Raw genomic sequence first — 13,041 nt, 5'->3', positions numbered from 1 at the left:
TCAGCGATGGCAGACTGGCTCGCGAAACTGTCCGCCGCACGCTACGTGATCTATTCGACCGTGGCGCACGCGGCGCTGTTCGGCCTGTTTCTCGTCCAGTTCAGCGGCCCGATGGTGACCCAGGAGCACGAAGAGCCGCCGGACGTCATCAACGCCCTCGCCATCGACGAGGACACGGCGCTGGAGCCCATGCGCGAACGCCAGCGTGCCGCCGAGGAGGCTCAGCGGCAGGCGGAGCGGGAAGCAGAAGCCGAGGCACAACGGCAGCGCGAGGAAGAGGAGCAGCGCCAGCGCGAAGAGGAAGAGCGCCAACGCCAGGAAGAAGAGCGGCGGCAACAGCAGGAAGCCGAGGAGCAGGCAGCACGGGAAGCCGAGGCCGAACGGCAACGCCAGGAGGCCGAGGAGCAGCGCCGGGCGGAAGAGGAAGCCCAGCGCCAGGCCGAAGAGGAAGAGCGCCGCCGCCAGGAAGCCGAGGAGGAACGACGCCGGCAGGAGGCCGAGGAAGAACGTCGCCGCCAGGAGGAAGAGGAGCAGCGGCGTCAGGAACAGGAAGAAGAGGCGGAACGGCAGCGGCAGGCCGAGGAAGAGGAGCGCCGCCGCCAGGAAGAGGAAGAGGCACGTCAGCGTGCCGAGGAAGAAGCGCAGCGTGAGCGCGAGGAGGAGCTCCAGCGGCAGGCGCGGGAAGAGCAGCTTGCCCGCCGTGCAGAACGTGAGACCACCCGTTTGCAGAGCATCTGGCAGCGCGAGGTGGAGAGCGCCTGGTCACGACCACCCGGCACCGATGAGGGGCTGGTGACCGACGTGCGCGTCCGCCTGCGGCCCAACGGGGAAGTGGTCAGCACCGAGGTGGCGCGCAGCAGCGGCAGCTCGTCCTTCGACCGCTCCGCCGAGAATGCTATCCGGCGCGCCTCGCCATTGACGGTCCCTGACGATGAAGAGGTCTTCCAGCGCGCTGGCCTCGAGCATTTCGTTTTCCGATTCAACCCGGACGGATAATCATGCATCCACGATTGAAAGCACTGGCCGCCGCCGCGCTCACCCTCGGGTTTCTTCCCGGGTTGGCAAAAGCGGAACTCGTAGTGGAGATCACCCAGGGCGCAGAAGCGGCGCTGCCCATCGCCGTCGCCGAGTTCGGTGACGATGGCGATGCGCCACCTGAGGACATCGCCACCATCATCCGCAACAACCTGCTGCGCAGCGGCCAGTTCGATCCGCTGCCCCAGGAGGAGTTCATCGACAACCCGACCCGCAGCGATGACGTGCGCTACGAGAACTGGCGTGCCCTCGGGGTCGACAATCTGGTGGTGGGGGAAACCCGGCGCGACGGCGACAACTTCCAGGTCCGCTTCGAGCTGCTGGACGTGTTCACCGGCGACCGCATGCTTGGCCGCTCCTTCCGGGTCCAGCCCGGCTCCCTGCGCGCGGTGGCCCACGTCATCAGCGACAGCATCCACGAGGAGCTGCTGGACCGCCCCGGCGCCTTCAACACCATGGTGGCCTATGTGGCGATCAACGAAAGCGGGGAGGAAAGGGAATTCGAACTGATCGTCGCAGACGCCGACGGGCACGACCCACAGTCGATCCTGACCTCCTCCGAACCGCTGCTCTCCCCGGCCTGGGCGCCGGACCGGGAACGCCTGGCCTACGTCTCCTTCGAGGGTCGCCGCTCGGAGATCTTCGTGCAGAACATCCGCACCGGCGAGCGTGACAACATCGCCAGCTTTCGGGGCCTGAACAGTGCGCCGGCCTGGTCCCCGGAAGGCAACACGCTGGCGGTGACTCTGTCCAAGGATGGCCAGACCGACATCTACGCGCTGGACGTGGAGACCGGCTCCACAACGCAGATCACCAACCACTACAGCATCGACACGGAAGCGGCCTGGAGCCCCGACGGCGAAAGCATCTATTTCACCTCCGACCGCGCCGGCAACCCGAATATATTCCGAGCCGACGCCGACGGCGGCAACGTGGAGCGCATCACCTACGAAGGCACCTACAACGCCTCTCCGGACATCTCCCCGGACGGCGAACAACTGGCCATGGTCCACCGCACTGACGACGGCTTCCGCATCGCGGTGCAGGATCTCAACCGCGACCGGTTCCGGGTGGTCAGCGAAGGGCCCCACGACGAAAGCCCGAGCTTTGCACCCAACGGTGCGTTGCTGGTCTACGCCACTCGCCAGGATGGCGTTGGCGTTCTCGGTACGGCCTCCATGTATGGCGAGGCGCGCCACATTATGGCCACGGAAGGTCGCACGCTGCGGGAACCGGCCTGGTCACCGCAGTAGAACCATTACAACGATGATTGAACGTGAGAGGTATACACGATGATGCATAGCAAACGGTTTGCCCCCTGGCTTCTCGCCGCCGCTTTCGCGCTGGTCCTTGCCGGTTGCGCCACACCGGGCGAAGACGAAGAACGGGTGGAAGACCAGGACGATGAGCTGACCGAAGAGGAAATGGCGGCCTTGGACGAAGAGGAACGGCGCGCTGCGGAGGCCCGTGCGGCCCGCGAGCGGGGGGCTCTGGAAGGCGAAGCCCTGGAAGCGGCACTGGAAGACCCCGACAGCCCGATCTCCGAGCGAACCGTCTACTTCGCTTTTGACAGCAGCGACATCCGCGACGACGATATGGCGATACTGGAAGCCCACGGTGAATTCCTGTCGGATCATCCGAACCAGCAGGTCACCATCGAGGGCCATACCGATGAGCGTGGTGCGCGGGAATACAACCTGGCCCTGGGCGAACGCCGTGCCGAATCGGTCAAGCGCATTCTCGTACTGAGCGGCGCTTCCGAGGACCAGCTCGAGGTGGTGAGCTACGGTGAAGAGAATCCGGTTGCCAGCGGCAGCGACGAGGAAGCCTACCAGCAGAACCGCCGGGCCGAGCTGGTCTACTGAGGACTGACCCCGGGGCACTGCCCCGGGATATCCCTGAGCGGCGATGGCGCGCGGTCATCGTCGCCAGCTTTCACAGGTGACGATCCATGATCCCCGTTGTGAACAACACCACCAAGCGATCCGTCCCCGCGGCCTGTCTGGGCCTGCTGCTGGCCGTGTCTCTGACCGCTCCCGGCACGGCCGGCGCCGACGACGATCTGGAACGCCGCATGGACCGGCTGGAGCGCGTGCTGGACTCCCGGGCGCTGGCCGAGCTCAGCAACCGCCAGGAGCGACTGCAGCGGGAGGTCTCACGGCTCATCGGCGAGATCGAGTCCCTGGAGCGACAGATCGAGGAGGTCAACCGGCAGCAACGCAACCTCTTCGAGGATCTGGACGATCGCGTTCTGGAACTGGAGCAGTCGGGCGTCGCCGGAGGAGCGGGTGAAGACGTCGCCGATACGCCAGCCCTGGACGCCGCCGTTGACGATGACGACGCCCTGATGGACGACGAGGCCGCTGCGGAAGCGGAACGGGATACATCCACCGCGGCCGAGATCTACTCCCGCGCTTTTGATAAGCTTCGCGACGGCGATTACGCGGAAGCCGGCGCAGGGTTCCAGGAGATCCTGGACGACCACGGCGACGGCGACTACGCCGACAATGCCCGCTACTGGCTCGCCGAAACGCACTACGTGGTGCGCGAGTTCGATGAAGCCATGGAGCATTTCCGGACCCTGATCGACACGCCGGACAGCGGCAAACACGCCGATGCCATGCTCAAGGCCGGGTACATACACTACGAGCGGGAAGAATGGGGCGAGGCCCGCGAGCTGCTGCAGTCGGTACGCGACGAGTACCCCGACAGCACGGTCGCCAACCTGGCCGCCAACCGCCTCGAACAGATGGACGACGAAGGCCGCTGAGCGGCAACCATGAACGAGACAAGCGACACCGCGCGGCTGCGCATCACCGAGATCTTCCACTCCCTGCAGGGCGAGGCGCGCAGTGTGGGCTGGCCCACCGTGTTCGTGCGCCTCACCGGCTGCCCGCTGCGTTGCCACTACTGCGACACCGCCTACGCCTTCCACGGCGGTGACAACCGATCACTGCCCGAGATCATGGCCGAGGTACAGCGCTACGGCAGCCGGCACGTCACGGTGACCGGCGGCGAACCGCTGGCCCAGCGCAAGGGCTGCCTCGCCCTGCTACAGGCACTGGTGGACGCCGATTACGAGGTGTCGATCGAGACCTCCGGCGCCATGGACATCAGCGGCATCGACAGTCGCGTGAGCCGGGTGGTCGACCTGAAAACCCCGGCATCGGGGGAGTCCGGACGCAACCTGTGGTCGAACATCGAGTTGCTGGAGCCGAACGATCAGGTCAAGTTCGTGATCTGCGACCGCGCCGACTACGACTGGGCGCGAGCGGTGCTCGACGAGCATGCGCTTGCGGATCGTTGCGAGGTGCTGTTCTCGCCGAGCTTCGGCCAGCTCTCCGGTCGCGACCTGGCCGACTGGGTGGTTGCCGACGCCCTGCCCGTGCGATTCCAGCTCCAGTTGCACAAGCTGCTCTGGGGCGACGTCCCCGGCCGCTGACATGGGCAGCCCGCAGCCTCCCGCCATCATTCTGCTCTCCGGAGGGCTCGACTCGGCCACGGTGCTCGCCATGGCTGCGGACCTCGGCTACCGGTGCCACGCCATCAGTTTCGACTACGGCCAGCGCCACCGCTCTGAGCTCGCCGCCTGCGATGCCATCGCCGCCCGGGGCGCCCACGAGCACCGGCGCGTCACCCTGGATCTGGGGGCCATCGGCGGCTCCGCGCTCACCGACAGCGCCATCGACGTCCCCGAGACGCCCGCCGATGGCATTCCGGTCACCTACGTGCCGGCCCGTAATACCGTGTTTCTGTCGCTGGCACTGGGCTACGCCGAAGTGGTCGGCGCATTCGACCTGTTCATCGGCGTCAACGCCGTCGACTACTCCGGGTACCCCGACTGCCGGCCGGACTTCATCCGCGCGTTCGAGACCACAGCCAACCTGGCCACCCGGGCCGGCACCGAAAGCGATCAGCGTTTCCGCATCCACGCGCCCCTGAGCGACATGAGCAAGGCCGAAATCATTCGGCGCGGCCTGGCGCTGGGTGTCGACTACAGCCGCACCGTCTCGTGCTACCAGGCTGATGATCAGGGCCGTGCCTGCGGCGTGTGCGACTCCTGCCGCCTGCGGGCCGCCGGTTTCCGAGAAGCCGGCGTCACCGACCCCACACGCTACCGGCCCGACGCCGAAGCGCGGTGAACGCGATCATGCCCCAAGGTTTGACAGTCAGATTAGTTTGGGTATGATTCGCGGCGGTTGGGTCGTTAGCTCAGTTGGTAGAGCATCGGACTTTTAATCCGCTGGTCGCAGGTTCGAATCCTGCACGACCCACCAATCTCTCCCTCCGAGACGCCGTCATATGCCCTGCGAGTGCCCGGCGCTTGTCGAAATTATTTACACCTTACGGATAAAGAGATAAGACTCCTGATTCAATTCAGCAGCTAACCGTGTGTTACCGATACAGGTTCGGCGAGTTGGCAACGAAGCTGCATACGGTCGGCCCGCGGCTCGCGACAATCAAAAAAAGCGCTGCCGTGCCCGTCGATTACGCAGGAGTTCACGCCATGGCACCCGCATCCACCGCCCCGTCGCTGTGCCCGTCACCCACCCGCTACGGCTCTGGCATTCCCCGGCGGTGGCTCAGGCCGCTGGTCGTCGCCGTCGCCATGGTGGCGTCGCCCGGCCATGCCACGGTGGCCGACCCGATCCCGCCGGGGATGACCGAACGGCAGCACGACCTTCTGGTCTACGCATGGCATGAGGGCATGAAACGAAACCTGGCGGTCACCACCGCGTCCATTCTCCTCCAGGAGTCCTCGGCAGGTACCGACCACAAGGTAGGCGACCGCAGCAACGGTTTCGGGCGCCGCTCCTACGGCGTGATGCAACTGCAACTCCGCGCCGCGTACGACGCCCTGGAGCATTGCCCCGAGCTGGGAAGCTTCCGCACCGAAGAGGAAGTCATCGCCCGGCTGATTCACGATGACAGATGGAACATCCGCGTCGGGGTGTGCTTCCTGGACCGACTGAATTCCCGCACCAACATGACGTGGCGCGAGCTGATCACGGCGTACAACCGAGGCATCCAGGGAAGTCGTGCCGTCGACCCCGACTCGTTCCCCTACACGCTCGGCGTGGTCGCCCATGCCACCGCCGGCGGCCTTGTGGGCGACAACCGCGCCTATTTTCAGCGCAAGGCCGAGGAGCGCTACGGCCCGGCACTGCGGGACCGCGAACGACCAGCAACCGAGGTGGCCATCGACCTGCCGCTGTACTGGCACTAGCGGGGACTGTCGGCATTCTTGACACTGCCTGCCCGCATACCAGCCCGCTCGACTTGCGCATCCCTAGGGTCTCCTCCCCGTCGGTGTGGTTATCGCCCCCGGCATCACACGGCGTGCCGCGCGCTCGCCTCGACGCCGTCGCGCCGGAAGGCCAGTGGGTCGCGGACGTACTCGGCATCGAAGTCGTCGGTGTGTATGGCCTCGCGCCGCAGGGCGTCGTAGGCCCGGATCGCGTCCGCATCCACCGTGCCGATGATCTCCTCGCGCACCGCGTCCACGAGCTGGGCATCCAGGTCCGCACCGTTGATCCGGCCACGGGATACCGCCTTGAGGAAACGCTCGTACGCCGGACCCACCCTCTGCAACTGCTCGAACGTCTCCAGCAACTGGCCCGTGGGGTCGGTGGCACGGTCTCCCACGTAGATGTGCCCACGCAGGACCTCGGAGACGGCGTTGGGGCGCATCATGAGATCTGCGATCTGGCCGTTGAGCGCGTCGGCCGGGCGCTTCCAGGGCTGCCCGAAGGGCAGCACCACCCACGCCAGCAATCGGCCGACCAGCGGTTTCGGATAGTTGCGGCAGAACGCGTCCAGCGCCTCGCCGGCACGACTCAGTGCGTGGTCGAGCGCCCAGCGGGCGTGAGGCAAATGATCGTCGGAGTCCCGACCGTAGGTCTCGTAGTACTTCAGCACCGCAGTCGCTAGATAGAGCTGCGAGAGCATGTCACCGAGCCGCGCCGAGGTGGATTCCCTGAGCTTGAGGCTGCCCCCCAAAGTGCTCATGGCCACGTCGGAGCAGAACGACAGAGCGGCAGAGAGACGCTCCACGTCCCGGTAGTAGCCTTTGAGGGGACCGGAGACCGGCGTCTGCGCCAGCCTCGCGCCGGTGAGGGCCAGCCCCCACGCGCGGACGCCTCGATTGATGGTATAGCCGGCGTGGGCCCAGAACAGCCTGTCGAAGCGCTCCAGGTCGTTGTCGCGGGTCGCCTCCATTTCCGGATAGACGTACGGATGGCAGCGGATGGCGCCCTGCCCGAAGATCATCAGACTGCGGGTCATGATGTTGGCGCCCTCCACGGTGATGGCCACGGGAAGCTGCTGCCAGGGAATGGCCAGGTAGTTGCGCGGCCCCATGATGACGCCGCGGCCGCCGTGGATATCCATGGCGTCGGTCACGACCTGCCGCATCATCTCGGTGCTGTGGTACTTCAACAGCGCCGTGATGACGCCCGGGGAACACCGATCCAATGCGGTGGCGGTGAGGGTGCGACTGGCCTCGAGCGTGTAGGTCAGCCCGCCGATCCGGCCCATGGCCTCCTGGACGCCTTCGAAGCGGCCAATGGGGACGTTGAACTGGCGACGGATCGCCGTGTAGGCGCCGGTGGCACCATACAACCCCTTGCCGGTGGCGGTGGCCAGTGCCGGCAACGAGATGCCACGCCCGGCGGACAGGCACTCCACCAGCATGCGCCAGCCCGCACCGGCCATGGCCGGACCGCCAATGATGGCGTCCACGGGCACGAACACGTTGCGCCCGCGGAGGGGGCCATTCATGAAGGCGCCACCGGGGTAGTGCCGGCGACCGATCTCCAGGCCGTCTGCGTCGCCGGGCACCAGCGCACAGGTGATGCCGTAATCCGTGGTGGTGCCGTCGCCGAGAAGCCCGTCCGGGTCCAGCAGGCGGAACGCCAGCCCGATGACGGTCGCCACCGGAGCCAGGGTGATGTAGCGCTTGTCGAAGGTGAGCTCGATGCCGAGAACGGATTCGCCATTGACGGTGCGGCGGCACACCACGCCGGTGTCGGGGATCGCGCCGGCGTCCGAACCCACTTCGGGGCCGGTCAGACCGAAGCAGGGCGTTTCCTCACCGCGCGCCAGACGCGGCAGCCAGTAGGCCTGCTGCTCGGCGGTGCCGTAGTGCTGAAGGAGTTCGCCCGGGCCCAGGGAGTTGGGCACCATCACGGTCACGGCCGCGGTCACCGATCGGGTCGCGATCTTCGACACCACCATGGACTGGGCCTGGGCCGAGAAGCCCAGGCCGCCATGCTCCTTGCGGATCAGCATGCCGAAGAAGCCCCGTTCGCGGATGAACGCCCACACCTCCGGCGGCAGGTCCTTGTCCTCGAAATGGATCTGCCATTCGTCGAGCATGGCACAGAGGGCGTCGGTATCCTCATCCAGGAACCGCTGCTCCTCATCGGTGAGGCGGGTATACGGCGTATCCAGCAGCTGTGGCCAGTCGGGGCGCCCGCGGAACAGCTCCGCTTCCCACCAGGTGTCACCCGCCTCCAGCGCTTCCCGCTCCGTATCGGACATGGCAGGAAGCACCGCACGAAAGGCCCGGAACAGGGGTGCGGTCAGCACCCGCCGCCGCAGCGCAGGCACGTTGAGGAGCACCGCCAGCGGCACCAGCACCAGCGCGCCGGCCAGCGCCCCCGCAGGACCCAGAGGTCCAACCAGCCAGGTGGCCGCGAACGCGGCGGCAACCAGCGCTGTCACAGTGACGAGGCGGATGCCACGATAAAGCGCGGTGACCAGAAGCACCAGCAGGGCAAGCATGATGGCGGGGTACATGACAAATCTCCGTTTGTGAAAAGCTTACTTTCCTGATAATGAATAGAGGATAGCGCCGCGTCAACACGACCGGTCGCACACTGACGGAGCTGCACCTGGCTCAGGGAGGCCTGATCATGGCAAGAGCACATCGACGAGGGATCATCTACGCGGGCTGTGGCTGGCTGGCATACCTTGGCCCGACACCACCACTGGGTGCGCACGCGCATCCGGCCCTGGGGCTGTATGTGGGCCTGGACGGTCCCATCCGCGTTGCCGGGACACCACACGCGGTGCCGTCGCTGTGTGTACCGCCTGAAACGGAGACGCCGGCGATCACGCCCGAGGGGCGCGAGATGGCCTTTCTGTTCCTGTCAGCGGAACACCCGGCGTTCGCCGACGCCCGCGCCAGGACCGAGACCAGCCGCTGCCGAGAGGCCTCGGACCAACTGGATGCGCTGGCCGAGCTGCTGCGCGAGATCCGGCGCGAGCGCACGGGCGGCGATGAAGCCTTTACCCGGATCTCCGACGCTCTGGCCCTGGAGGGAGCCCCCCGGGGCATTCCCGCCTCGAAAAGGCGCTGGCCTGGCTGCGGGACCGCCCGACCGCCAACCTGTCGCTGGAAGACGTGGCACGCCATGTCCACCTGTCGCCTCGACGTTTTCAGACCATATTCCGGGAAGGGACCGGGATCCGCTTCCGCCGCTACCGGCTCTGGCAGCGGCTGCAAGCGGCCGCCGAAGAGCTGCCGCAGTACCGCCACCTCACGGACCTGGCATTGACGGCCGGGTTCGCCGACCTCGCTCACCTGAGCCGTTCGTTCCGGGAGATGTTCGGCATCGCCCCCTTCAAGGGGCTGCGCGCGGCGGGGCCGTTCTCTTTCCGGCCGATCCGCAATCTTCACCCACCGGCGGCGGGCGAAGCCTAGGGTCCCGCGCTTCAGGCGCTGACACCACCCGCCGTCAACGTCTGCAGTGGCTGCAGCGGGGCCGCGTGGCCCCAGAGGCTTGCGAGCACGGGCTCGCCTGCGGCGATGTCACCGGTACTCCAGAACCGGCTGCTGCCGCGGTGCTCCGCCGGGGCCAGCAGCCCGTCGAGCTGCAACCGGCGGCGCACCTCCCGGGCCACGGCCGCCCCAGTATCGACGATGGCCACATCCGGGCCCACGCGCTCCTCTATGGCGGGCGCCAGGAACGGGTAGTGCGTACAGCCCAGGATGATGACGTCGGCACCCGCGTCCTGGAGCGGTCGCAGATAGCGCACCAGCAGCTCCAGGGCGCGGTCACCGCGAAGATCCCCGGACTCCACGGCGGCGACCAGCCCCGGGCAGGGCTGCGTCACCACCCGGAGGTCGCCTGCGTACTGCTCCAGCAGCGCGGCGAAGCGGGCGCTCGCCAGGGTGCCTTCCGTCGCCAGTACGCCCACGGTGCCAGCGCGGGTCAGCCCGGCGGCGGGTTTAATGGCCGGCTCCATACCGATGATCGGAACGCTCCAGCGAGCGCGCAGGGCGTTCACCGCCACCGCCGTGGCCGTGTTGCACGCCACCACCACGGCCTTGGCCCCCTGCCCCAGCAGAAAACCGGAGACCGCCTGCGCCCGTGAGCGGATCGCGTCCGGCGTCCGGTTGCCGTAAGGGACATGGGCGGCATCGGCGACGTAGAGGAGATCCTCGCCCGGCAACAGCGCGCGGATTTCCCGCAGCACCGAAAGGCCACCCAGGCCGGAGTCGAACACGCCGATGGGCGCGGTGGCGCGGCTGTCGTACCGATGCGTCACGCGTCAGGCCTCCAGAGCATCGACGATCCGGGCAAGCGCGTCGCCGCAGGAGGCCTCGACCTTGATCGCCGCTTCCCGGTCGCCACGCGTCTCACCGAGGTTGAGCACCGCCACGGGAATATCCCGCGCCGCCGCGTGACGGACGAACCGGTAGCCGGACCACACCATCAGTGAGGACCCCACCACCAGCAGCAGATCCGCCTCGTCGAGTCGCGTGAACGCCGTCTCCACGCGCTCCGGGGGCACTTTCTCGCCGAAGAACACCACTTCGGGCTTGAGCAGCCCGCCACAGGAGGGGCAGTCGGGCACGCGAAAGGTCTCGAAGGCGGACGATTCCAGGTCCACATCGCCGTCCGGGGCCAGCTGCTCCGGTTCCACGTCCCAGCCGGAGTTCCAGTCCGTCAGGGTGGCCTGCATGGCGTCCCGCGACAGGCGGTGGCCGCAGTCAAGACACGCCACCACGTCGAGCCGCCCGTGCAGGTCGGTCACGGTGCGGCTGCCGGCCCGCTGGTGCAGCCCGTCCACGTTCTGGGTAATCAGCCAGTGCAGGTGCCCGGCACGCTCCAGGCGCGCCAGCGCCTCATGGCCGGAATTGGGCTGCGCCTGGCGCATCAGCGACCAGCCGGCCATGCTGCGGGCCCAGTAACGCCGTCGCGCGTGGGCGCTGCGCTGGAACTCGCGTAACTGGATCGGGGGCTTGCGCTTCCAGCCCCCGTGGATGTCCCGGTAATCCGGGATCCCGGATTCGGTGCTCAGACCGGCACCGGTGAGCACCAGCGGTCGTCGGCTGGCGTCCAGCATGGCCACCAGGCGGTGCAGTTCAGCCGGCTCACCGGCGGTCATGGATGTGGCGGGCATGACTCTCCTCGGTCAGTATCCCGATGAACGGGCACGGTCAGGTCGCAGAACGCCGGGCACCCTTCACCAGCTCCAGGTCCTCCCGCTCCCACGGGGGCAGCGGGGTGAACTCGTCCACCAGGAAATCCACGAAGGCACGAACCTTGCGCGAGAGGTGCCGCCCCTGGGGAAAGAGTACGTAGTACGCGGAACTCTCCTGAGTGTAACCCGGCAGCAGCTGCACCAGCTCGCCACTGCGGATGCGGGGCGCAACCAGCCATGTGGACAGTCGCGCCAGGCCGACCCCGGCCAGGGCGGCCTCGTAGAGCGCACTGGCGGTGTTGGAGTGGAAATTGCCGCGCACATGGATGACCCGCGGGCTGCCGTCGTCGAACTCGAACTCCCAGTCGTTGAACCGGGACACGTTATAGAGCGTCAGGCAGTTGTGGTCCAGCAGTTCTTCCGGCGTCTGCGGCTCACCGTTGCGCTGGATGTACTCCGGCGACGCGACGATGATCCGGCGGTTCACGGCGAGCTTGCGGGCCACCAGCGACGGATCGTTGACCTGCTCCTGGAGCATGATGGCGGCATCCACCCCTTCGTCCACCAGATCCACCTGCCGGTCCGTGAGCTCGAACTCCAGGTTGAGCTCCGGATGCCGCGAGAGGAACCGGTTGATGCGCGGCAGCACTTCACCGCGCGCGAAGGCGGCCGTTGCCGTCACCCGCAGCGTGCCGCGCACCTGGTCCTGCAGGGAGCTCACCGCCTCCTCCGCCTCCTCGATCTGCATCATGATCCGGGAACAACGGTCGTAGAAGTCCCGCCCCACCTCGGTGAGGCTGATGCGCCGGGTGGTGCGGTTGAACAGACGGGCGCCGAGGCGGTCCTCCAGGCGCCGGATCTGCTTGCTGATCGCCGACGGCGTCATGTCGAGCGCGCGGGCCGCTGCGGAGAAACTGCCATCCTCCACGCAGCGCACGAAGATCATCATTTCCGAAGCGCGGTCCATCAGCGAAAACCTCCTTTGATTATTGCCGGACAGGAAAAACCCTTATGATAAAGACCGGTTTGTCTACGCTCTCGGTTTCCGTTATGCTGCTCCGCAACATCGACGCCATCGTCTGAGCTGAAGCCGGGAGGTGACCATGAGGCGGTTATCACGTTTTTTCCGCAAGAGTTTCCTTAGTCTGGAAGAGTCCGAGCCGGCTCGCACCCACTCCGGCCAGCCCCAGACCGAGACGGCGCGGCTGCTGGACGCAGAGTTCGACAGCCGCGAAGCACTGCAGACCGCCATTCGGGTCTGCGCAGGCCGCAACCCTTCCGGGCTGGCCTGAAGTCGATTGTAGTTCGGTGGGCCGTCGCGCCGCGGCTGCCCACCCGTGATGCTTCTCCTCCTCCTTCGTAGTCTCTACGAAGTTCGGCGGGTTCCTTCCGGGACCCGCCTTTTTTTTGACCGGTCCGCGGAGCGCCCGCCTGGTCTGCCCGATCACAAGGCTTATGCCCGCTAAACGGATGATTCGCAGTGGATTTTCCACTAATATTCCGGAACATCGCGCAGGCGGACCATTCACCTCCCGCGGAGACTCTCATCGGCGCCTGCCGATTTCCGCGGAA

General features: G+C 66.9%; 13 protein-coding genes and 1 tRNA gene. 10 read left to right on the top strand and 4 right to left on the bottom strand.

The features are described 5' to 3' along the window. Nucleotides 1-6 precede the first annotated feature (6 nt). The 8 genes from tolA to ACNSTU_RS10790 all read left to right on the top strand — a co-directional run bounded on the left by tolA (nt 7) and on the right by ACNSTU_RS10790 (nt 6,262). Nucleotides 7-996 carry a cell envelope integrity protein TolA gene (gene tolA / locus ACNSTU_RS10825; RefSeq protein ID WP_290632348.1) on the top strand — a complete coding sequence of 330 codons (990 nt, stop codon included), beginning with the start codon at nt 7-9 and terminating at the stop codon, nt 994-996. 2 nt (nt 997-998) lie between these two features. Further along, nucleotides 999-2,288 carry a Tol-Pal system beta propeller repeat protein TolB gene (gene tolB / locus ACNSTU_RS10820; RefSeq protein ID WP_290637482.1) on the top strand — a complete coding sequence of 430 codons (1,290 nt, stop codon included), beginning with the start codon at nt 999-1,001 and terminating at the stop codon, nt 2,286-2,288. A 39-nt stretch (nt 2,289-2,327) separates the two neighbouring features. Further along, nucleotides 2,328-2,900 carry a peptidoglycan-associated lipoprotein Pal gene (pal, locus tag ACNSTU_RS10815; RefSeq protein WP_290632344.1) on the top strand — a complete coding sequence of 191 codons (573 nt, stop codon included), beginning with the start codon at nt 2,328-2,330 and terminating at the stop codon, nt 2,898-2,900. 86 nt (nt 2,901-2,986) lie between these two features. Further along, nucleotides 2,987-3,805 (top strand): tol-pal system protein YbgF, encoded by an 819-nt coding sequence (ybgF, locus tag ACNSTU_RS10810; RefSeq protein WP_290632342.1) that lies wholly within the window; start codon nt 2,987-2,989, stop codon nt 3,803-3,805. A 9-nt stretch (nt 3,806-3,814) separates the two neighbouring features. After that, nucleotides 3,815-4,477 carry a 7-carboxy-7-deazaguanine synthase QueE gene (queE, locus tag ACNSTU_RS10805; RefSeq protein WP_290632340.1) on the top strand — a complete coding sequence of 221 codons (663 nt, stop codon included), beginning with the start codon at nt 3,815-3,817 and terminating at the stop codon, nt 4,475-4,477. A gap of 1 nt (nt 4,478) precedes the next feature. Then, the gene (gene queC / locus ACNSTU_RS10800; protein WP_290632338.1) at nt 4,479-5,177 is read left to right on the top strand and encodes a 7-cyano-7-deazaguanine synthase QueC; all 699 of its coding nucleotides are present in this window, start codon (nt 4,479-4,481) and stop codon (nt 5,175-5,177) included. A 59-nt stretch (nt 5,178-5,236) separates the two neighbouring features. Then, nucleotides 5,237-5,312 (top strand) — tRNA-Lys (locus ACNSTU_RS10795). 230 nt (nt 5,313-5,542) lie between these two features. Beyond that, complete coding sequence (locus ACNSTU_RS10790) at nt 5,543-6,262, top strand: hypothetical protein (protein WP_290632336.1); 720 nt, start codon at nt 5,543-5,545, stop codon at nt 6,260-6,262. 104 nt (nt 6,263-6,366) lie between these two features. Here ACNSTU_RS10790 and ACNSTU_RS10785 read toward each other — a convergent pair whose 3' ends face one another. After that, nucleotides 6,367-8,835, bottom strand: a complete 2,469-nt coding sequence (locus tag ACNSTU_RS10785; protein WP_418212339.1) for an acyl-CoA dehydrogenase — start codon at nt 8,833-8,835, stop codon at nt 6,367-6,369. A gap of 559 nt (nt 8,836-9,394) precedes the next feature. On the opposite strand from ACNSTU_RS10785, the gene ACNSTU_RS10780 reads away from it, so the two are divergent. Further along, entirely contained in the window at nt 9,395-9,742 is a 348-nt protein-coding gene (locus ACNSTU_RS10780) for a helix-turn-helix transcriptional regulator (protein ID WP_418212376.1), read from the top strand. A gap of 11 nt (nt 9,743-9,753) precedes the next feature. Here the strand turns inward: ACNSTU_RS10780 and murI are convergent, their stop codons facing one another. From murI to ACNSTU_RS10765, 3 genes are read right to left on the bottom strand one after another with little or no spacing between them, the layout of a single operon-like run. Continuing rightward, the gene (murI, locus tag ACNSTU_RS10775; RefSeq protein ID WP_290637479.1) at nt 9,754-10,590 is read right to left on the bottom strand and encodes a glutamate racemase; all 837 of its coding nucleotides are present in this window, start codon (nt 10,588-10,590) and stop codon (nt 9,754-9,756) included. 3 nt (nt 10,591-10,593) lie between these two features. Next, nucleotides 10,594-11,448, bottom strand: a complete 855-nt coding sequence (locus tag ACNSTU_RS10770) for an NAD-dependent protein deacetylase (RefSeq protein WP_290637478.1) — start codon at nt 11,446-11,448, stop codon at nt 10,594-10,596. Between the two features lie 37 nt (nt 11,449-11,485). After that, nucleotides 11,486-12,436, bottom strand: a complete 951-nt coding sequence (locus ACNSTU_RS10765; protein ID WP_290632326.1) for a LysR family transcriptional regulator — start codon at nt 12,434-12,436, stop codon at nt 11,486-11,488. Nucleotides 12,437-12,572: 136 nt separating this feature from the next. Here ACNSTU_RS10765 and ACNSTU_RS10760 point away from each other — a divergent pair, with 136 nt between their 5' ends. Next, entirely contained in the window at nt 12,573-12,761 is a 189-nt protein-coding gene (locus tag ACNSTU_RS10760) for a hypothetical protein (RefSeq protein WP_290632324.1), read from the top strand. Nucleotides 12,762-13,041: the final 280 nt, after the last annotated feature.

The organism is Aquisalimonas sp. APHAB1-3 (genome assembly GCF_048323695.1).
GTDB lineage: Bacteria > Pseudomonadota > Gammaproteobacteria > Nitrococcales > Aquisalimonadaceae > Aquisalimonas.
The sequence above is the reverse complement of the archived record's forward strand: the minus strand, read 5'-3'. Positions and strand labels throughout refer to the sequence as shown.

What these genes read in the sequence shown, in the direction of transcription:
- ACNSTU_RS10785 (WP_418212339.1), bottom strand. Translation starts at nt 8,835, where the DNA reads ATGTACCCCGCCATCATGCTTGCCCTGCTGGTGCTTCTGGTCACCGCG.
- tolB (WP_290637482.1), top strand. Translation starts at nt 999, where the DNA reads ATGCATCCACGATTGAAAGCACTGGCCGCCGCCGCGCTCACCCTCGGG.
- ACNSTU_RS10770 (WP_290637478.1), bottom strand. Translation starts at nt 11,448, where the DNA reads ATGCCCGCCACATCCATGACCGCCGGTGAGCCGGCTGAACTGCACCGC.
- ybgF (WP_290632342.1), top strand. Translation starts at nt 2,987, where the DNA reads ATGATCCCCGTTGTGAACAACACCACCAAGCGATCCGTCCCCGCGGCC.
- tolA (WP_290632348.1), top strand. Translation starts at nt 7, where the DNA reads ATGGCAGACTGGCTCGCGAAACTGTCCGCCGCACGCTACGTGATCTAT.
- queC (WP_290632338.1), top strand. Translation starts at nt 4,479, where the DNA reads ATGGGCAGCCCGCAGCCTCCCGCCATCATTCTGCTCTCCGGAGGGCTC.
- pal (WP_290632344.1), top strand. Translation starts at nt 2,328, where the DNA reads ATGATGCATAGCAAACGGTTTGCCCCCTGGCTTCTCGCCGCCGCTTTC.
- queE (WP_290632340.1), top strand. Translation starts at nt 3,815, where the DNA reads ATGAACGAGACAAGCGACACCGCGCGGCTGCGCATCACCGAGATCTTC.
- ACNSTU_RS10760 (WP_290632324.1), top strand. Translation starts at nt 12,573, where the DNA reads ATGAGGCGGTTATCACGTTTTTTCCGCAAGAGTTTCCTTAGTCTGGAA.
- ACNSTU_RS10790 (WP_290632336.1), top strand. Translation starts at nt 5,543, where the DNA reads ATGGCACCCGCATCCACCGCCCCGTCGCTGTGCCCGTCACCCACCCGC.
- ACNSTU_RS10765 (WP_290632326.1), bottom strand. Translation starts at nt 12,436, where the DNA reads ATGGACCGCGCTTCGGAAATGATGATCTTCGTGCGCTGCGTGGAGGAT.